Below are 19,696 nucleotides of genomic sequence, written 5' to 3'. Positions count from 1 at the left end.
CCTCGCAAGTCGGGCAAAACAATCAATTCCGCTCACAGAAAAATAAAACCCAGCCGCCGCAACCAATCTCTCAAACCGCCCGCAGCGCCGGTGTGACCCCTATCTAAGTCACACCCCCACTCACGTCAATCCCTCAAATAATTATCCACAGGCATACACAAATCAGACATACGGCGGTCACGCCGGGAGCGGTCAGTGCGCGTCGTCCCAGTTCGTGGCCGCGCGCGCCTCAACCCCAAGCGGAACCTTGAGTTTCACAGCCGGCAGAGGGGCGTGCTCCATGACCTGCCGGATGAGCGGGATGGCGGCGTCTATCTCGGCGTCCGGCACTTCGAACACGAGTTCGTCGTGCACCTGCAGCAGCATGCGCGCCGAAAGCCCCGCGTTTGCCAGCGCAGGCTCCATCCGCACCATCGCACGGCGGATGATGTCGGCGGCCGCTCCCTGCAGAGGCGCGTTGATGGCCTGCCGCTCCACGAACGCCCGCTCCGACGCATTCTTCGAATAGATCTGCGGGTAGTGGCACACCCGCCCGAACACGGTTTTCACGAAGCCGTGCTCGCGCACGAATCGCTTCGTCTCTTCCATGTAGTCGCGAATCCCGGGGAATCGCTCGAAGTAGCGGCGGATATAGGCGCCCGATTCCTCGCGGCTGATTCCAAGCTGATTGGCCAGCCCGAAGGCCGAGATTCCATAGATGATGCCGAAGTTGATCGCCTTTGCGCGCCGGCGGATCGACGGGTCCATGCCCTCTACCGGCACGCCGAACATCTCGGAAGCCGTCATGGCGTGGATGTCGATACCGTTCTCGAACGCCTTGCGTAGCTGCGGAATGTCGGCGACATGAGCAAGCAGCCGCAGCTCGATCTGCGAATAGTCGGCGGAAACGAGCTTCCAGCCCGATTCGCTCACGAAGGCCTTGCGAATCTTGCGGCCTTCCTCGGTGCGAATCGGAATGTTCTGCAGATTCGGATCGGACGAGGCGAGTCGCCCCGTTGTCGTCGCGGCCAACGCAAACGAGGTATGCACTCGCCGCGTCTGCGGGTTGATGAAGCCGGGCAGCGCTTCCGTATAAGTAGAACGCAGCTTCGATAGCTGCCGCCAGTCGAGAATGCGTGCGGGCAGCTCATGCCCCTGTTCGGCAAGCTCCTCAAGCACGCCCGCACCCGTCGCCCACTGGCCTGTCGCCGTCTTCTTCGCGCCCGGCAGGCCCATGCGCCCGAACAGGATTTCCCCGAGCTGCCTTGGCGAACCGATGTTGAAGCTCTCGCCGGCGAGCTTGTGGATCTCGTCCTCCAGCGCCCCCATCCGCTGCGCGAACTCGCCCGACAGGCGCGCGAGTTGCGCGGGGTCGATCATGATGCCGCGCCGCTCCATGCGCGCCAGCACCCCGACGAGCGGGCGCTCCAGCGTTTCGTAGACGGTCGCCTTGCTCTCGGAAACGATTCGTGGCTTCAGCACCTCCCACAGCCGCAGCGTGACATCGGCATCCTCGCCCGCGTAGGCAGTCGCGCGGTCGATCGCCACCTTGTCAAAGGTCACGGCCTGCCGGCCCTTGCCGGCGACATCCGTAAAAGTGATGGGACTATGGCCGAGATGCTTTTCCGACAGCGCATCCATGCCGTGCGTGCCGCGCCCGGCGTCGAGCACATAGGAGAGCAGCATCGTGTCGTCGCATGGCGTCACCTCGATGCCGTGACGGGCGAACAACAGCCAGTCGAACTTGAAGTTCTGGCCGATCTTGAGCACGCCAGGGTCCGTCAGCAGAGGCTTCAGCCGTTCCAGCACCTCCCGAACGGGAAGCTGCGTGAGACCATCGGCTTCACTGGCCGGCGAGACATCGCCGCCGAACAGGCCCGCCTGCGTATCGGCCGCGCGGTGCTGCAGCGGAATATAGCAGGCGCGCCCGGTCGCGGTGGCGAGCGACATACCGACGAGATCGGCCGCCATTGCGTCGAGCGCGTTGGTCTCGGTATCAACCGCCACGATTCCGCGCTCGCGCGCTTCCGCGATCCAACGGTCTAGCGCCTCCAGGGTCGTCACCGTTTCATAGGCGCCGGTGTCGACCGGCATGCCTTGCTGGCGCGCGAGCGCCCGTGCCGCGACATCGACTGGACCGCTGGCGTCATCCTCCGGCTTGTCTTCCGCGGGCGGTGGCTCCTCCGCGCGCACGGGCGCCGACACGCCGATATCCGCCGGCGCGACGCTCTCCAGATCGACGTCATATATCTCGGCCGCCCGGCGCGTGATGGTCGTGAACTCCAGCGCCTTCAGAAATCCGATCAACTGCCGCGGATCCGGCGCCTTCAGGACGAGCTTCTCCAGCGGGCAGTTTACATCGACCGCGTCGACAAGCTTCACGAGCCGGCGCGACAGGCGGGCGGTCTCGGCGTTCTCAAGCAGCGCCTCGCGCCGCTTGGGCTGCTTGATCTCGCCCGCGCGCTCCAGCAACGTATCGAGATCGCCGTAGGTACCGATGAGCTGCGCCGCCGTCTTGATGCCGATACCGGGAACGCCGGGCACATTGTCGGTGGAATCGCCCGCCAGCGCCTGCACGTCCACGACCTTGTCCGGCGACACGCCAAAATAGGCGACGACCTCCTCCTCGCCTATCTTCCGCTCGGCGCGGTAGCTGCCCTTGGACTGGGTGCCGGACGCGGGATCGTACATCGCGATGCCGGGGCGTATCAGCTGCATCAGGTCCTTGTCGGCGGAAATGATGAGCACGTCCGCCCCGGCCTCGGAGGCCTGGCGGGCATAGGTCGCGATCAGGTCGTCGGCCTCGTAACGGTCCTGCTCCACCGGGGTGAGGCCGAAGGCGCGCACCGCCTCGCGCATAAGCGGAAACTGCGACACCAGATCATCGGGCGGCGGCGGCCGGTTCGACTTGTAGGGCGGATACAGTTCTTTGCGGAACGAGTTCTCCGACTTGTCGAAGATGATGCCGAGATGCGTTGGCAGGATGCCCACCGCGCCGTCACGGATGAACTGGAACAGCTTCGTACAGAACAGACGCACCGCGCCCGTCGGCAGGCCGTCGGAGCGGTAGTTGTACTTCCTGTCCTGGTTCATGGACTGGAAATAGGCGCGGAAGACGAACGACGAGCCGTCGACGAGGAAGACGTGATCGCCCTTGCCCGGCATACGGATATGTCCGGACATCCTGTCGGTGTCGGCGCGCGGCGGCGTGGCGGTGGGAGCATCGGTCGCATTCATGCTTCATTCATACCCCGTTTTGCGCGCCGACAGGTAGTCAAATTGAGGTCGTCCGCGCACGCGCCCGTGGCGCGGTCGGAGCTGCTCCGCGTTTCCGGGATGCGACGCGATGCACGCGACATATCTGCGGCTATTTCAAAATTCCTGCACTAATTGCAATACAGATGTTCGGCACGGAACCGCCCTTCCGTAATAAGCTTACTGTCCATATATGGCGCGAACGGCGACATATATATTACTATCGGGGATGACATAGTGTCCGCAATCGATATTTAATAAGCGGAGCCGTACATTAAAATTGACATATATGCAGTTTTAAGCTGATAATGGCGTATGCAGTGGGAAAAATAGCGACGAGAGGAGACGTCAGGATGCATGACAGGTTTCGGCCCGCATATACCGGTTTTTCCCGGTTCAGACCCGCATCTGGCCTTGTATCGCGAAATAAATAGACGTCTGCCTGCCCGGATGTGTCGTAACCCGTTATGTCGCGGCTCGCTCAACGGCGTGGCGAAAGGTTGGCCCATAGCTTGGCTCATGGCTTGGCCCATGGCCGCCCCTTGAACCTGAATGCCAGGTTCCGGCGGTTCCGCAGGTGGGACGGCGTCCCGACTGATGCCGATGCCATCGGCAATGCGATTGCAACGAATTCCGTGTCGGTTTCGCGTCCTCGGCGGACGCCCGATCCCCCATCCGTTTATGTTATCAGTGGTTGATGCGCGCCATGACTGGTAAATCAGAAAGACTGCTAGAACCGAATGCAGTGAAAGATGACGTTTCCCGCACGGATCGCGATCCGGATATCGGACGTAGGATCCGTTTCCTGTTCGAGCGTCTGGGTGGCCAGAAGGCCGCGGCGGCGACGGACAAGTCCATTCGCTCGCTGCAGCGGTATTTCTCCGGCGCGGAGCCGCCGGCGAGCGTCGTCAAGGCGCTCGCGCAGGCGACAGGCGTTTCCGCCGACTGGATCCTGTTCGGCGGCGACGAGCCGACGTTGCAGCCGCCCGGATCGGGCAGCGGCAACCAGTTCGTCTACGTGCCGAAGTTCGAGGCGGCCGATGCCGCGCGCGGCATCGGGCAGGATGGCAGCCAGTCGTCCGCGATCGCGATGCGCGAAAGCTGGCTGCGCGGCATCGGCGCCGACCCGCGCCACGCTTGCCTGCTGGCCTTCGGCGGCGACAGCATGGAGCCGACGATCCGCGACGGCGACCTCCTGCTCATCGACCGTTCGGTAGGGCAGATCATCGATCACGGCATTTATGTGCTGCTCGTGGGCGGGCGGTTACTCGTCAAGCGCGTGCAACTCCGCCACGACGGCTCGCTGGTGCTGCGGAACGATAATCCTGCTTACGAGGTCGAGACGGTATCGGCGGAGGATGCGGGACGCCTTGTCATCGAGGGCCGCGTGCGCTGGTTCGGGCGCACGGTGTAGCTCCCCGGCCCCGCCGTATAAAACAATTTGGACGTATAAAATGATATGGCCAGCGGGAGGATCGTCCGGCTGGCCATTGTCGTTTTCGGAAAACCGTTTCGCCCGCCGTGCCGCGGGCCGCAGCGCCGCTCTATTGCCGGTAATGCTGGATGCGCGTCGTGCGCAGGCCCGCCAGGCCGTGTTCGTCGATGGATTGCTGCCAGCTCAGGAACTCCTCCACAGTCAGCGTATAGCGCTGGCAGGCTTCGTCCAGGCTGAGGAGTCCTCCACGGACGGCCGCCACGACCTCGGCCTTGCGCCGGATCACCCATCGCTTGGTAGTCGTAGGCGGAAGATCTGCTATCGTCAGCGGACTGCCGTCCGGTCCGATGACGTATTTTACACGCGGGCGAAAAAGTTCGGTCATTGATACGCTCACATTATTCTGACTGACCCAATTCGACAGATCCGACTAGACCGATCCGGCTCAAGTGGCGCCCCTCAACCGATCTACGTCAATCTGCGACGCTAAAGGGTTCCATTTAAGAATTGCCTAAAGGCCGTGCCCGCGCTTCAGCTTGCCCTTTCAAGAACAGAAGATGGATAATATTTTATAATTATGTTTCTTCCGAAATCGCCCTCCCCTGCCGCAGGCTGATGCATCGCGGGACTGGCGGGAACGGCACGGGACAGGTATAGAGGCAGCAGCGCGCGTGTCCGCAAGGACGCGCAAGAGGCGAAAGTAATGTTGAACAGTCTTGATCTGCCCAAGGCCCCGCGCGACACGCGGGTCGTCGTGGCGATGTCCGGTGGGGTCGATTCATCCGTGGTCGCGGCCATGCTCGCGCGCGAGGGATACGAGGTCATCGGCATCACGCTCCAGCTCTACGACCATGGCGCAGCCATCCACCGCAAGGGCGCCTGCTGCGCCGGTCAGGACATTCACGATGCCCGCCGTGTCGCCGAGCGAATCGGCATCCCTCATTATGTGCTCGATTACGAGTCACGCTTCCGGGACGCGGTCATCGAACGATTCGCCGACAGCTACCTCAACGGCGAGACGCCGATCCCCTGCGTAGAATGCAACCGGTCGATCAAGTTCACCGAACTGCTCGACACTGCGCGCGATCTGGGCGCCGACGTCCTCGCCACAGGCCACTATGTCGCGAGCCGGCCGGCTCCCGGCGCCGTGGACGGGCGGGCGCTCTACCGCGCCGCCGACCCCGACCGCGACCAGAGCTATTTCCTCTACGCCACCACCGCCGAGCAGCTGTCGATCCTGCGCTTCCCGCTGGGCGACCTGACGAAGCCGCAGACGCGGGCGCTGGCGCGCGAGTTCGGCCTTGAGATCGCCGACAAGCACGACAGCCAGGACATCTGCTTCGTTCCCGACGGCCGCTACGCGGACATCATCGAGCGCCTGCGCCCCAAGGCTGTACTGCCGGGCGACATCGTCCATGCCGACGGCCGCGTATTGGGCAGGCACAGCGGCATCATCCATTTCACCGTCGGCCAGCGCAAGGGCCTCGGCCTCTCGACGGGCGAGCCGCTCTACGTCGTGAAGCTCGACGCCGAGAACGCGCGTGTCATCGTCGGGCCGCGCGACATGCTGGCGACGAGCGCGATCACGCTGGGCGACCTCAACTGGCTCGGCGAGACGCCGCTCGTCCCGGGCGGCGAGCCTGTCGAGGTCGCGGTGCGGGTCCGCTCCACCCGCCCGCCCCATCCGGCCTTCCTGCAGATGACCGGCGAGGGCGCCGTCATCACGCTGCCCGTCGCCGAACTCGGGGTCGCGCCCGGGCAGGCGTGCGTCATTTACGAGAGCGAGGAGCCGCGCGCGCGCGTTCTCGGCGGCGGCACCATCCGGCGCACACGCCCTCTCGTTCCGCTCGTGGTGCCTCCCGCCACGTCACCCAGGCTTGCAACCGTAACGGAACCCCTGTGAATGAGCACGATTGCCGACGGACCCGACACCTCGCTGATGCGCAAGGCCTACGCGCGCTGGGCGCCCATCTACGATATCGTCTATGATGGACTGACCGCTTCCGCGCGGCGGGACGCAGTGGCGGCCGCGCTCGCCTGCGGCAACAAGGTGCTGGAGGCTGGCGTCGGCACCGGCCTGTCGCTCGGGGATTATCCGGCGCAGGCCAATGTCATCGGCTTCGACATTTCGGAGCACATGCTGCTCCGGGCGCAGGACAAGGTGGCAAAGCACAAGCTTTCCCATGTGCGCTTGCTCACCGTGATGGACGCCTGCCGGCTGGGCTTTCCCGATGCCGCGTTCGACGCCGTGGTGGCGCAGTTCCTGATCACGCTTGTGCCGCATCCCGAACGGGCGCTCGACGAATTCCTGCGCGTGTTGCGGCCCGGCGGCGAAATCATCCTGGCGAACCATTTTGGCGTCGATGACGGGCCGATCGCCCGTGCCGAGGAGGCGGTCGCGCCGGCGGTGCGCAAACTCGGCTGGAGTTCGGCGTTCAAGACGCGCCGCATCGAGACGTGGGCGGAGCAGCATCCTGCCGCGTCGCTGGTCGAGGTGCGGCCGGCGTTCCCGCTCGGCTTCTTCAAGATCATCCGCGTGCGCAAGGTGGGGTGAGCGCCCCGCCGCTGCCTGGCGAAGCCCGCCGGTTCCGTGAAAGACATCCCGTCGTGTCAAGGTCCCGCCTGCTGCTCGATTACATGATCCGGCTTCGCGCCTATCCCGTCGTGCGGCGAACGCAGGAGGGCGCGGTCGTCGGCGGCTGCAGCGCCCTTGTCATCTTCGGGCTGGCGAGCGCCGGGCAATATGCGCACGCCCTGTTTCTGATGGCCTCCTTCGGCGCGTCGTGCGTGCTGGTGCTGACCCTGCCGCAGAGCCCGCTGGCACAGCCGCGCAACGTTATCGGCGGGCATATCTTGTCCGCCGCCGCCGGGTTGCTGTCGCTGTCCGTGTTCGGGCAGACGCCCCTGTCCATGGCGGCGGGCGTAGGCCTCGCCATCTTCGCGATGGCGGTTACCGCCACCCTGCATCCACCGGGAGCCGGCAATCCCGTCATCGTGATTGGCGGCGGCTACGGGTTGTGGTACCTCGTCACCCCGGTGGCGACGGGCGCCGTCGTGATTGTCGCCTTCGCGCTTCTCTATCACCGGCTTGTCTCCGGACATATCTATCCGGTACGGAAGGTCTGACACGATCCATGAACCAGCCATCTCCCGGCGGGCAGCTTCCCGCGGACCGCATCATCGTCAGTCGCATCGCGCTTTTTGCCTATCACGGCCTGCATGCCGAAGAGGCGAAGCTGGGGCAGCGCTTCTTCATATCGCTCGACGTCGGGCTCGACCTTCGGGAAGCCGGATGCAACGATGACTGGAACAGCACCGCCTGCTACGCGGGGATGACCGAGACCGTGCAGAGCGTGGGCACTGGCCAGCGTTTCAACACCCTTGAAGGACTGGCGGAGGCCATCGCCTCGGCCCTTCTCGCCACCGTGTCGCGACTCGTGCGCGTCACCGTGCGCGTCGAGAAGCCGGCGGCCCCCATCCCCGCCATCATCGACAACGTCGCGGTCGAGATCACGCGCTTTCGCCCCGGCGCCTGACGCGATGTCCGCACGCGCCTATCTCGGCCTCGGCAGCAACATGGGCGACAAGCGCGCCATGATCGCCGAAGCGCTGGCGAGACTCGCCGCCCTGCCGGGCGTCGCCGTGGCGGCGCGCTCGCGCGACTATCGCACTCCGCCGTGGGGCGACACGGATCAGGACTGGTTCGTCAACGCCTGCGCCGCCGTCGACACCACTCTCTCGCCCCATGCGCTGCTGGAGGTGTGCCTCGATGTCGAGCGCGCCATGGGCCGGAAACGCCTCCGCAAATGGGGGCCGCGCATCATCGATATCGACCTGCTCGACTACGACGGCCTGCCGATCGCCAGCGACACCCTGACGCTGCCCCATCCCCATCTTCTCGAACGGGCTTTTGTCCTGATTCCCCTCGCCGAGATCGCCGGCGACCTGCGGATCGGCGGCCGGCCCGTCGGCCAACTCGCGGGTCGGTTCACGGATGCCGGCATCTCCGCCATGCCCGACGACGAGCCCTGATCAGCCTGCCGACGCGCGGGCATAATACAGACCGTAGATCAGGCCAAGGACAGCGGCCGAGGTGGAAGCGAGCAGCACGCCAAACTTCGCCGCGGCCAGCAGCGTCGCATCATCGAAGGCGAGGTTGGCGATGAAGATCGACATCGTAAAGCCGATGCCGGCGAGCAGCCCCACAAGCAGCACGCCCGGCCACGTCACCTGCGGCGGCAGCCGGCTGATGCCAAGCCGCACCGCTGCCCAGCACGCCAGCATGACGCCGAGCGGCTTGCCAACGACCAACGCGAGCGCGACGCCGAACATCACCGGGCCGAAACCGGGAGCGGCGGCGTCGACATCACCGAGGCTGACACCCGCGTTCGCCAACGCGAAGAGCGGCATGATGCCGAAGGCCACCCACGGATGCAGCGCCTGCTGCACGCGCACGACCGGCGGCACGAGTTCGCGCTGCGCCAGCCGCAGTTGCCGCAGCGGCCGGATGAGCACATCGGCGCGCCCGCCACCGGCGCGCGCATTCTCCACGCATTCGTGCATCGCGCGCTCCGCGACGGTCAGCGGGTTCTCCTGCGCCCGCATCGGAAACACCGGCGTCATCAGCCCGAGGACGACGCCAGCCAGCGTCGGATGCGCCCCGGTCTGCAGCAGGCCGAGCCAGATGATCGCGCCCGGCACGACATAGGCATAGGCATTGCCGATGCCTATCCACTGCAGGCCGAGCACGGCGACGATGCCGAGCGCCGCGATCATGAGGCCGCTGTAGTCGAGCCCGCCCGAATAGAACAGCGCGATGATGATGACGGCCACGATATCGTCAATGATCGCCAGCGCCAGCAGCAGGATGCGCAGGTTGCCGGGGATCGACCTGCCGAGAAGCGCCATGACGCCCACGGCAAAGGCGATATCGGTGGCCGTCGGCACTGCCCACCCGTGACGCAGAAGCGGATCGCCGTTGATGGCGAGGTAGATCAGCGCCGGCGCCGTCACGCCGCCGAGCGCCGCGACGATCGGCAGCGCCGCAAGCCTCAGGCTGGCCAGCGCGCCGTCGTGGATCTCGCGCCGGATTTCCATGCCGACAACGAGGAAAAACACCGTCATCAGCACGTCGTTGATCCAGAAATGCAGGCTTCTGGAAAAGACGAGATCGCCGATCCCTATCGAGACCGGCGTATGCCAGAGGTCGTGGTAGCTGTGCGCCCAGGGCGAGTTGGCCCACGCCAGCGCGAAGGCCGCGGCGACGAGCAGCACGATGCCGCTCACCGCCTCGATATGCATGAAATGCTCGATCGCACGGAACGCTTTTTGCGTGACGATCTGGGCACGGGTTGGGGCTGTTTCGGACAAGGGGCGGATCATGGGTTCGCTTCTCCCGTGCTGGCGGCCCGACCAGCACAACCGTCCTGCCGCCAGGCCGCATGCCGCGACGGCACCCGCCTATTGGCTTACAGGGTCGAATGCGATTTGACAATTTCCCCCGGCAGGCCGGGCGCGAACAGCTCCCCTCCCCGCCACCGGCGCAACGGCCACCGGGATGCGGGCGCGCCGGCGCGCCCGCCTGTCCGGTTCTGCTACGCGCCGGCGACGCTCCACCGGCCGTCTTCGGCCTGCGTGAATTCCAGCGCCCGATCTCCCTCTCCGTCCCGGATGCGCGACGGCAAGCCGATACGGTTCAGCAGGTCGAGGAAGGGATGCGGCGGCAGCTCCTCCACGTTGACCTGCCGTCTCACGTCCCAGTCGCCCCTGGCGATCAGGATGGCCGCCGCGACGGGCGGCACGCCCGCGGTGTAGGAGATCGCCTGGCTGCCGACCTCGTCGTAGGACTCTTTATGGTCGCAGATCTGATAGATGAAGATTTCGCGCGCCGCGCCGTCCCTGGTGCCCTTGACGAGATCGCCGATGCAGGTCTTGCCCGTGTAGTCGGGCGCGAGCGACGAGGGATCGGGCAGCACCGCCTTGACCACCTTGAGCGGCACGACCTCCAGCCCCTCCGCCGTCATCACCGGCTGCTCGGACAGGAGGCCGAGGTTCTTCAGCACCGTGAACACGTTGATGTAATGCGCGCCAAAGCCCATCCAGAAGCGGATATCCTTCACGGGCAGGTTGCGCGACAGGGAGTGGATCTCGTCGTGGCCGGAGAGATAGGTCGTCTGCTCGCCCACAACCGGCAGGTCGTCAATGCGGCTTATCTCGAACATCTGGTTGGTCTGCCATTCGCCGTTCTGCCACGAATAGACCTGCCCCGTGAACTCGCGGAAATTGATCTCCGGATCGAAGTTGGTGGCGAAGTAACGTCCGTGGCTGCCGGCATTGACGTCGATGATGTCGATGGAATCGACCTGATCGAAGTAATCCTGCACGGCGAGCGCTGCATAGGCGTTGACGACTCCGGGATCGAAACCCGCGCCGTGGATGGCCGTGATGCCCTTCGCGGCGCATTCATCGCCGTGATGCCACTCATAGTTGCCGTACCACGGCGGCGTTTCGCAGATCTTCGCCGGGTCCTCATGGATGGCCGTATCGATATAGGCGACGCCGGTGTCAATCACGGCGCGCAGCACCGACATGTTGACGAAGGCCGAGCCGACATTGATGACGATCTCGACACCCGTCTCGCGGATCAGCGCCTTCGTCGCCTCGATGTCGAGCGCGTCGAGCGCATGCGCCTTCAGCACGCCGGGCACCTTGAGGCTGCCCTTCTCCAGCACCTCCGCGACGATCTTCTCGCATTTGGCGATGCTGCGGGAGGCGATATGAATATCGCCGAGAATATCGTTGTTCTGCGCGGCTTTATGGGCGACGACCTGTGCTACACCTCCAGCACCGATAATGAGGACGTTCTTTTTCATTTCACGCGGGGTTCTCCATGTACGTGGGTAAAAGTATCGATGGCAAACTTACGAAAGATTGCCTGCGAAGTCATCAAAGCCGAACTCCCTGACGACATCCACAGTGCCGTCGAGTTGGCGAACGGCGATGGACGGCATTTTCACGCCGTTGAACCAGTTCTTCTTCACCATCGTGTAGCCGGCGGCGTCCTCGAAGGACAGCCTGTCGCCGACCTGGAGCGGGTTCTCGAAGCTGAACTCGCCAAAGATATCGCCGGCGAGGCAGGACTTGCCGCATATCTCATAGAAGTGAGCGCCGTCATTGGGCTTCATCTTGGCGTTCTGCCGGTAGATCAGCAGATCGAGCATGTGCGCTTCGATGGAACTGTCGACGATCGCGAGGTTCTTGCCATTGAACATGGTGTCGAGCACCGTCACTTCCAATGTAGTGCTGTTGGTGATGGCGGCCTCGCCCGGCTCCAGATAGATCTGCACGCCATGCCTGTCGGCGAAAGCCTTCAGCCGCTCCGCGAAGGCCTCGACCGGATAGCCCTCGCCGGTGAAATGGATGCCGCCGCCAAGGCTGATCCAGTCGAGACGCTGCAGCAGCGCACCGTAACGGCCCTCGATCTGCCCGAGCATGTCGTCGAAAAGCGCGAAGTCGGCGTTCTCGCAGTTGTTATGGATCATGAAACCCGAGATCTGCCCCATCACGGCTTCGACCTTCTCCACGTCCCATTCGCCCAGACGGCTGAAGGGGCGCGCGGGGTCGGCCAGGGTGAAGCCGGAGCTGCTGACGCCGGGGTTGACACGCAGCCCCTGCCGGACGCCGTGCGCCCGCGCACGTGCCGAAAACCGCGCGAGCTGCCCGATGGAATTGAAGATGATCTTGTCGGCCTGCGCCAGCACCTCGTCGATCTCGTTCTCGGCATAGGCCACGCTGTAGGCGTGGGTCTCGCCGCCGAACTTCTCCCGGCCGAGCCTGGCCTCATAGAGCGACGACGATGTCGTCCCGTCCATATACTGACGCATCAGATCGAACACCGACCAGGTCGCGAAGCATTTCAAAGCCAGCAAAGCTTTTGCGCCCGACTTCTCGCGAACCTTGGCTATTACTTCCATGTTGCGAAGAAGTTTTTCCTTGTCAATCAGGTAATACGGTGTCTGCAGGTTCGATCTGTCGTTCAATTCCACATCCTTGCTGTCGAGAAATTATGCGGCGCTCACGGTCACCTTGCGCCTGTTCTGGAAAACACCAGAAACCGCTGGCGCTGTTTTATCTTCCAATCGCCTGAAATTCAAGGACGAATTCCGAACCCGGCCCTGGACGCGAAAACGCGCGCGTCCCGGAGGGCGCGCGCGTTGTGTTGCGGCGGTGTTGCGCGGGCTTATCCGCGCGCGAGATCGCCGACGAGGCTCGCGGCGACGATGAGCCTTGAGAGGGTGAGGCCGGAGGCACGGATATTGTCGACAGCGTCTCGGATGCGGGCAACGTCGCCCGCGCGCCGCTGCTGCCATTGCGCCACGGCCTCGTCGCCCGCGCCCTCGCCGTCGGCGACGATTTCCGACGTCAGCCGCACGTGCGCGTCCGCGAGCGCGGTGACCGCCCGCTCCAGCGCCAGCCGGTCGTAATAATCCGGCAGGCTGATGTCGCGGCCCGCCTGTGCCAGCTCGTTGAAGGCGAACACGTCCGCGAGCGCCAGATGCACCCGCGCCACCTCCTCGACGGGATGGCCGGCCCGCGCCGCCGTGCGCACGATGTCCGGCGCCTCCACCAGCGCTTCGAGACGCCCAAGCTGTTCGGCCACGGCCTCCGGCACGTTGCGCGCCAGCAGTTCCGCCACCCGCGGGTCGGGCGCCTCGGCCCCGGCCGTCGTGTCGAGGACGTGCCCGATTGCCTCAACGCCCGCCCGGTAGCGCGTCACCACAGCCTCGATGCCGCCCGCCGAGAAATCGACGTTGCGGCTGAACCACACCAGCCGGTCCACAAGCATGTCCTGAACGTCGGCATAGAGCGCCAGCTGCGTCGCCCCGCTCACCGCCCCCTCGCCCGCGCCGATGCGCGCGTCGAGCGCATCGATGCCGCGCACGATCCCGTCGAGCCCCAGCGACGCCCACGTCGCGATATAGGCTGCCGCCAGCGTCGGCGCGTCCGCTCCCGTCTGGTCCGCCACCTTGGTGACAATGGTCGCGCCCGCGTGGTTGATGATCGCGTTCGACAACCGCGTCGCGATGATCTCGCGCCGCAGGCGGTGGTGCTCGATGGCGTCGGGGAAGCGTTCACCCAGCTCTGGCGGGAAATACTGTTCCAGCTCGTGCGCCACGTAGGGGTCGTCCGGCACGCCGGATTCCAGGATCGCGTCGTAGAGCGCGAGCTTCGCATAGGCCAGCAGCACCGCGATTTCCGGCCGCGTCAGCCCCTCGCCGCGCTTCTCGCGCGCCGCCAGTTCCGCGTCGTCGGGCAGGTACTCGATGGCCCGGTCAAGGCGGCCCGCCGCCTCCAGCACCTGGATGAAGCGGCGCGCGTAGCCGATTTCCCCGGCCCCGCGCCGTTCCATCAGCGAGATGGCGCGCGGCTGCTCGTAGTTGGTGACGAGCACAAGCTGCGCCACCTCCGGCGTCATCTGCGCCAGCAGCGCGTTGCGCTCCTCTCCGCTCAGCCGTCCGTCGCTCTCGGGAATACTGAGCGCGATCTTGAGGTTCACCTCCACGTCCGAGGTGTTCACGCCCGCCGAGTTGTCGATGGCGTCCGTGTTGATGCGCACGCCCCTGCGCGCCGCCTCGATGCGCCCCTGCTGGGTGACGCCGAGGTTGGCGCCCTCGCCGATGACGCGCGCCCGCACATCGCGGCCGGCGATGCGGATGGAGTCGTTGGCGCGGTCGCCCACCTTGTCGTCGCTCTCGCCCGAGGCGCGGATGTAGGTGCCGATGCCGCCGAACCACAGCAGGTCGACGGAGGCCCTGAGGATGGCCGAGATCAGCTCCTGCGGCGTCGCCTCCGCCTTGTCGATGCCGAGCCGTGCGCGGACCTGCTCCGACAACGGAATAGTCTTGGCCGATCGCGAAAACACGCCGCCGCCCGTGGAAATCAGCCCGCGGTCGTAGTCCTGCCAGCTCGAACGCGGCAGCTCGAACAGCCGCTTGCGCTCCGCCCAGGCCGTCGCGGGATCGGGATCGGGATCCAGGAAGATATCGCGGTGGTCGAAAGCGGCGACAAGCTTCAGCGCCTGCGACAGCAGCATGCCGTTGCCGAATACGTCGCCCGACATGTCGCCCACGCCCGCAACGGTGACGGGGGTGGTCTGGATGTCGATGTCGATCTCGCGGAAATGCCGCTTCACCGCTTCCCACGCGCCGCGCGCGGTGATCCCCATGCCCTTGTGATCGTAGCCGTTGCTGCCGCCCGAGGCGAAGGCATCGCCGAGCCAGTGGCCGTGCTCCAGTGAGATTTCGTTGGCGAGGTCCGAGAAGGTCGCGGTGCCCTTGTCCGCTGCAACGACAAGATACGGATCGTCGCCGTCGTGGCGCACGGTGCGCGGCGGCGGCACGATCTCGGTGCCCGCCCGGTTGTCGGTGAGGTCGAGGAGGCTGGCGATGAACACGCGGTAGGCGCCGCGGCCTTCCTCCAGCCACGCCGCGCGGTCGCTCGCCGGCGGCAGGCGCTTCGGCACGAAGCCGCCCTTGGCGCCCACCGGCACGATGACCGCGTTCTTCACCTGCTGTGCCTTCACAAGGCCGAGCACCTCGGTGCGGAAGTCCTGCGGCCTGTCGGACCAGCGCAGGCCGCCGCGCGCCACCTTGCCGAAGCGCAGGTGCACGCCCTCCACGCGCGGCGAATAGACGAAGATCTCGTAGAGCGGCACGGGCTTGGGCAGCCCCTCCACCTTCGCGCATTCGAACTTGAAGGCGATGGTGTCGCGGGGGCCGCCCTGTGCGCCGCGCTGGAAGATGTTGGTGCGCACGGTGGCCGCGATCAGGTTGGCGAAGCGACGCAGGATGCGGTCCTCATCGAGGCTGGAAACGCCCTGCAGGCGCGTCTCGATATCGGCCCGCACCTCCGTCTCGCGCGCCGCGCGATCGACATCCTCCCCGCCGTCGAGGTCCGGATTGAAGCGCGCGCCGATCAGCGCGACGAGACGGGCCGTGATTTCCGGATGGTGCGCCAGCGTCTGCGCCAGGTATTCCTGCCCGAACGGCGCGCCGATCTGGCGCAGATACCGGCCGTAGGCGCGCAGGATAGCCGCATCGCGCCAGCCGAGGGAGGCCTCCAGCACCAACACGTTGAAGCCGTCCGACTCCGCCTGCCCCTCGAACAGCGCGATCAGCGCCGCCTCAAGCTCGGCCTTCGCCCGCTCGATGTTGATGGCTCCGCCCGCCGCGCGTTCCAGCGTCATGTCGTGCAGCCACACCCGCGCCTCCGGCTCCGCGCCGCGCGGCACCACGCGGTAGGTTCGCTCGTTGACGACCCTGAAGCCGAGCTTTTCGAGCAACGGCACGCGCTCGGACAGCGGCGTCGGCGCGCCACGCGAGAACACCTTGAGGCCGACGCGCATCTCCGGGTCGCCCTCGCGCCTGTAGAACTTCACCGCGCGCGGATGCTCGGGCGCCAGCGCCTCGATGCCGGCGATGTCATCGATCACCGCCTCGCCCGAGAATGCCTCGCGGTAGGCGCCGCCGAACGCCTCGCCGTAGGTCACGGCGAGCTGCCGGCCCCGCGCGCCGCCGACATGGCGGGAAAGCGCCTCGCGGAGCGAGTCGCCCCAGGTGCGGATCAGGCTGGCGATCCCCGCTTCCAGCGTCGTGCGGTCGATGACCGGCGTGTCGCCGTCGTCGCGCCCGATGATGTAGTGGATGCGCGCCAACGGCCCCGCCGGATAGGACGGATAAGTCGCCGACAGCCGGCCCTGATAGAGCCGCGTCAGAAACGCGCCGATCTGGGCGCGCGTATCCGTGTTGTAACGGTCCTTGGGCACGTAGACGAGCACCGACACGAAGCGGCCGAACTCGTCCAGCCGCGACAGCACGCGCACACGCGGGCGCTCGGTGAGGCGCAGGATGTCGTGCGCGAAGTCATAAAGCGTGCCGACATCGATCTGGAACAGCTCGTCGCGCGGATAATCGTCGAGCACGTGCAGAAGCGCGCGGCCGGAATAGCTCGCCGGGTCGAATTCCGCCCGGCGCACCACTTCCGCCACCTTCTGGCGCAGGTAAGGGATGGCCGTCGTCGACTGCGTATAGGCGTTGCCGGTGAACAGGCCGACGATGCGCAGCTCGCCCACCACCTCGCCAACGTCGTCGAACAGCTTGACGCCGATGTAGTCGAGGTGCACCCGCCGGTGCACGCGCGACTTGACGTTGGCCTTGGCGATGATCAGCGCCACCGGTTTCTGCAGGAACTCCCGGATTTCCTGCGTCATGACGACGAGTTCGCGCCCACGCCGCAGCACACGCATGTCCGGATCGCGCAGAATGCCGAGCCCCGTGCCCGCCACCGGATCGGCGACGGTGTCGGCCCGGAAGCGGTATTCGCGGATGCCGAGGAAGGTGAAGTTGTCATCGACCAGCCATTGCAGGAAGGCAACGGCCTCGCTCAGCGTCTCGCCAGGCAACGGCGGCGGCGTTTCGCGCAGCGTGGTCAGCGTGGCGACGAGCCGCGCGCGCATTGCCGGCCAGTCCCCGACAGCGCTCGACACGTCGGCATATACGCGCGTCAGTTCGTCGGCCAGGCGCTCCCGCGCCTCCTCGTCCTCGATGCGCGGCAGGTGGATGTGGATCAGGCTCTCGCGGCTCACGCCCGCCGGCGGCACTTCCGCCCCGGCCTCGCCCCGCACGGAAAGCACACCGCCGGTCTCGTCGCGCGCCACCTCGATGATGGGATGGGCGACCAGCAGCGGCTCGAAGCCGAGGTCGACCACCGCCGCCAGCGTCGAGTCGAGCAGGAACGGCCTGTTGTCGTTGACGATCTCCACAACCGTGATCTGGCGCGCGCCGGTGGTCGTCTCCGTTTCGTGATCGGTGAGGCGAATGCTCGGCTGCCCGCGCAGACGCCGCTGCGTCAGATGCCCGAACGCCTCTTCCACGAGCGCGGCAAGGAATGTTTCCGGATAGACGGTGAGGTCCTCCGCCGCCACCTGCCCCAGCAGGGCTTCCACAAACCAGCCGGGCGCCGAAGCGCCCTCCTCAGACAACCCGCCTTCGACCCGTGCGATCAAGTCCGATACCGTCACGATTTCCTCCCGTTACCTGCCGCCGCCAAGGAGCAGATGACATATCCTGCGCCGGCACGACGTTCATGCCGCGTTCGCGCACGGGCATTCTGACACACCGGACGGGGAATGAAAGCAGCCTGCCCTTTCCTTGTGCATAAAAAAGTAGCAATGCGAGGAACATGTCACGGAGCCGCGCGGCGGCCTGCGGATACAAATACGCCCGCGCCGGAGGAGCCGGTCGCGGGCGTGGAGACAAAGTCGATCGCGATAGAAGACTGAAGATGGATGAAACTTGGAAAAGTATTGCATCCAGATGATCCGGCCCTCTTCCTTACCGAGGGGGCTGGGGGGCTATGAAAGTCGGTAAAGCGAACCGCCAGACCATCTGGATGACGGTAAAGACTATCGCCGGAGATTGGGGCAGCATCGCGGCGAACCCTCGCCCGCCGCGCGGCAATATCGGGGCATTTCATCGCCCTGCCACCACCGCATGCGAGCCTTGCGCCCGGGGCAGCCTTTGCACTTGCATCCCACGGCTGGCACCGCCATCATGACAACGGTGCGACAGCAAGGCATCCTGGGCATGGCTGTTTCCGCAGAGAGCTGTTTCTGACGCAGGAGGCGCGGTTGAGCGAGGCGGGAGGGGAAGAACCCGAGCAGAGCGGGGCGCTGCACGGCGAGGCATATGCCGCCGGCCGTCCCGGCGAATCCGGCGGCAGCGCCGCCATCGTCTCCCTCAACGCCCGGATTACCCCGAAAGCGCTCGCGCCGGTTCCGGCGTCACCTGCCCCTGCCTCGCCGGCCGAAGCAGCCGTCGTCACCTTCGATCAGGGTGAATTGCGGCAGATTTTCGGCCTTTACGGCCGCAAGGTCGCGGGCGGGGAATGGCGCGACTATGCGCTCGATTTCCTGCGCGACCGGGCGATCTTCTCCGTCTACCGCCGCTCGTCGGAGGTGCCGCTCTACCGCATCGAGAAAACGCCACGCCTCGCCCGCAAGCAGGGGCAATATGCGGCGGTGGCGGCCTCCGGCCTCATCCTCAAGCGCGGCGCCGAGCTGGCGCGCGTGCTCGCCGTGCTCGACCGGCCGCTGAAAATCGTGCGCTGAACATGAAAAAGCCCCGGCACGAATGCCGGGGCCGCGTTGTCATGAAATGGCGCTGCCGGTCAGTTGCTGCGCTGCTGGCCGAAGAGCTGCAGCAGCATCATGAACATGTTGATGAAGTTCAGATACAGGCTGAGCGCGCCGAGCACCGACTTCTTTGCCGCCACGTCGCCGGCATCGAGTTCGTAGTACATTTCCTTGATGCGCTGCGTGTCATAGGCGGTCAGACCCGCGAAGATCAGCACGCCGATGGCCGAGACCGCGAACTGCAGCCCGCTCGACTGAAGGAACAGGTTCACCAGCGAGGCGATGATCAGGCCGAACAGGCCCATGATCAGGAACGAGCCCATCCCCGACAGGCTGCGCTTCGTCGTGTAGCCGTAGAGGCTCAGCGCCCCGAACGCGGCCGCCGTGATGAAGAACACCTGCACGATGGAGGACTGCGTGTAGACGAGGAAGATCGACGAGATCGACACGCCCATCAGCGCCGCGAAGCCGAGGAACAGCAGCCGCGCCGTCGCCGGCTGGAAGCGCGCGATGCGCGCGCTGATGAAGAACACCATCGCCAGCGGCGCGAGAATCACCACCCACTTCAGCGGCGAAACGAACAGCGCGTGGCCGAAGGACGTCAGCATGATGCCGCCGTTCACCTGCGCCACCGCCGACGCGGGATCGTTGGTGACGGCCGCCAGGAACACGCCAAGCGCGGCAACGCCGGTGACGGCAAGCCCCAGCACCATGTTGTTGTAGACGCCGAGCATGAATGCGCGCAAACCCTGATCGATTTCCGCGCGACCGGCCCGGGCCACGCCGCGCTCGTAAGCCGGCGTATTCTGGTTCCAATTTGACATGAGACCCTCTCC

General features: G+C 65.6%; 14 protein-coding genes. 7 read left to right on the top strand and 7 right to left on the bottom strand.

The window, feature by feature from the left end; genetic code table 11:
• Nucleotides 1-192: 192 nt before the first annotated feature.
• The gene (gene polA / locus FHS82_RS16605; protein ID WP_377700079.1) at nucleotides 193-3,216 is read right to left on the bottom strand and encodes a DNA polymerase I; all 3,024 of its coding nucleotides are present in this window, start codon (nucleotides 3,214-3,216) and stop codon (nucleotides 193-195) included.
• 763 nt (nucleotides 3,217-3,979) lie between these two features.
• Between polA and FHS82_RS16600 the strand changes: the two genes are divergently transcribed.
• Nucleotides 3,980-4,648: a S24 family peptidase gene (locus FHS82_RS16600; protein ID WP_166954831.1), complete on the top strand. Its 669-nt coding sequence runs from the start codon at nucleotides 3,980-3,982 to the stop codon at nucleotides 4,646-4,648.
• Between the two features lie 130 nt (nucleotides 4,649-4,778).
• Here the strand turns inward: FHS82_RS16600 and sciP are convergent, their stop codons facing one another.
• Nucleotides 4,779-5,054, bottom strand: a complete 276-nt coding sequence (gene sciP, locus FHS82_RS16595) for a CtrA inhibitor SciP (protein ID WP_166954829.1) — start codon at nucleotides 5,052-5,054, stop codon at nucleotides 4,779-4,781.
• 321 nt (nucleotides 5,055-5,375) lie between these two features.
• Here sciP and mnmA point away from each other — a divergent pair, with 321 nt between their 5' ends.
• Genes mnmA through folK form a run of 5 tightly spaced genes read left to right on the top strand, consistent with a single transcriptional unit; the run spans nucleotide 5,376 to nucleotide 8,701 of the window.
• A complete protein-coding gene (gene mnmA / locus FHS82_RS16590; protein ID WP_166954882.1) occupies nucleotides 5,376-6,572 on the top strand; it encodes a tRNA 2-thiouridine(34) synthase MnmA in 1,197 nt (398 codons plus the stop codon).
• Nucleotides 6,573-7,223, top strand: a complete 651-nt coding sequence (locus tag FHS82_RS16585) for a class I SAM-dependent methyltransferase (protein ID WP_166954827.1) — start codon at nucleotides 6,573-6,575, stop codon at nucleotides 7,221-7,223.
• 53 nt (nucleotides 7,224-7,276) lie between these two features.
• Entirely contained in the window at nucleotides 7,277-7,795 is a 519-nt protein-coding gene (locus FHS82_RS16580; protein WP_208394290.1) for an HPP family protein, read from the top strand.
• A gap of 8 nt (nucleotides 7,796-7,803) precedes the next feature.
• Nucleotides 7,804-8,205 (top strand): dihydroneopterin aldolase, encoded by a 402-nt coding sequence (folB, locus tag FHS82_RS16575; RefSeq protein WP_166954825.1) that lies wholly within the window; start codon nucleotides 7,804-7,806, stop codon nucleotides 8,203-8,205.
• Nucleotides 8,206-8,209: 4 nt separating this feature from the next.
• Nucleotides 8,210-8,701 (top strand): 2-amino-4-hydroxy-6-hydroxymethyldihydropteridine diphosphokinase, encoded by a 492-nt coding sequence (gene folK / locus FHS82_RS16570; protein ID WP_166954823.1) that lies wholly within the window; start codon nucleotides 8,210-8,212, stop codon nucleotides 8,699-8,701.
• On the opposite strand, the gene nhaA is transcribed toward folK, so the two are convergent.
• The 4 genes from nhaA to FHS82_RS16550 form a co-directional block, all read right to left on the bottom strand.
• Complete coding sequence (gene nhaA, locus FHS82_RS16565; protein WP_166954821.1) at nucleotides 8,702-10,051, bottom strand: Na+/H+ antiporter NhaA; 1,350 nt, start codon at nucleotides 10,049-10,051, stop codon at nucleotides 8,702-8,704.
• Nucleotides 10,052-10,263: 212 nt separating this feature from the next.
• On the bottom strand, nucleotides 10,264-11,541 hold the full coding sequence (locus FHS82_RS16560) for a saccharopine dehydrogenase family protein (RefSeq protein WP_166954819.1): 1,278 nt from the start codon (nucleotides 11,539-11,541) through the stop codon (nucleotides 10,264-10,266).
• A gap of 48 nt (nucleotides 11,542-11,589) precedes the next feature.
• Nucleotides 11,590-12,690 carry a carboxynorspermidine decarboxylase gene (gene nspC, locus FHS82_RS16555; RefSeq protein WP_166954878.1) on the bottom strand — a complete coding sequence of 367 codons (1,101 nt, stop codon included), beginning with the start codon at nucleotides 12,688-12,690 and terminating at the stop codon, nucleotides 11,590-11,592.
• Between the two features lie 218 nt (nucleotides 12,691-12,908).
• Complete coding sequence (locus FHS82_RS16550; protein WP_377700083.1) at nucleotides 12,909-17,747, bottom strand: NAD-glutamate dehydrogenase; 4,839 nt, start codon at nucleotides 17,745-17,747, stop codon at nucleotides 12,909-12,911.
• Between the two features lie 729 nt (nucleotides 17,748-18,476).
• On the opposite strand from FHS82_RS16550, the gene FHS82_RS16545 reads away from it, so the two are divergent.
• Nucleotides 18,477-18,836 carry a DUF2794 domain-containing protein gene (locus FHS82_RS16545; protein ID WP_166954874.1) on the top strand — a complete coding sequence of 120 codons (360 nt, stop codon included), beginning with the start codon at nucleotides 18,477-18,479 and terminating at the stop codon, nucleotides 18,834-18,836.
• Between the two features lie 59 nt (nucleotides 18,837-18,895).
• On the opposite strand, the gene FHS82_RS16540 is transcribed toward FHS82_RS16545, so the two are convergent.
• Nucleotides 18,896-19,684 (bottom strand): Bax inhibitor-1/YccA family protein, encoded by a 789-nt coding sequence (locus FHS82_RS16540; RefSeq protein ID WP_166954817.1) that lies wholly within the window; start codon nucleotides 19,682-19,684, stop codon nucleotides 18,896-18,898.
• Nucleotides 19,685-19,696 lie beyond the last annotated feature (12 nt).

Source organism: Pseudochelatococcus lubricantis, assembly GCF_011762225.1.
Classification (GTDB): Bacteria; Pseudomonadota; Alphaproteobacteria; order Rhizobiales; family Beijerinckiaceae; genus Pseudochelatococcus; species Pseudochelatococcus lubricantis.
This window is presented reverse-complemented; position numbering and strand designations above follow the sequence as displayed.

What these genes read in the sequence shown, in the direction of transcription:
- sciP (WP_166954829.1), bottom strand. Translation starts at nt 5,054, where the DNA reads ATGACCGAACTTTTTCGCCCGCGTGTAAAATACGTCATCGGACCGGAC.
- FHS82_RS16540 (WP_166954817.1), bottom strand. Translation starts at nt 19,684, where the DNA reads ATGTCAAATTGGAACCAGAATACGCCGGCTTACGAGCGCGGCGTGGCC.
- folB (WP_166954825.1), top strand. Translation starts at nt 7,804, where the DNA reads ATGAACCAGCCATCTCCCGGCGGGCAGCTTCCCGCGGACCGCATCATC.
- folK (WP_166954823.1), top strand. Translation starts at nt 8,210, where the DNA reads ATGTCCGCACGCGCCTATCTCGGCCTCGGCAGCAACATGGGCGACAAG.
- polA (WP_377700079.1), bottom strand. Translation starts at nt 3,216, where the DNA reads ATGAATGCGACCGATGCTCCCACCGCCACGCCGCCGCGCGCCGACACC.
- FHS82_RS16585 (WP_166954827.1), top strand. Translation starts at nt 6,573, where the DNA reads ATGAGCACGATTGCCGACGGACCCGACACCTCGCTGATGCGCAAGGCC.
- FHS82_RS16560 (WP_166954819.1), bottom strand. Translation starts at nt 11,541, where the DNA reads ATGAAAAAGAACGTCCTCATTATCGGTGCTGGAGGTGTAGCACAGGTC.
- nhaA (WP_166954821.1), bottom strand. Translation starts at nt 10,051, where the DNA reads ATGATCCGCCCCTTGTCCGAAACAGCCCCAACCCGTGCCCAGATCGTC.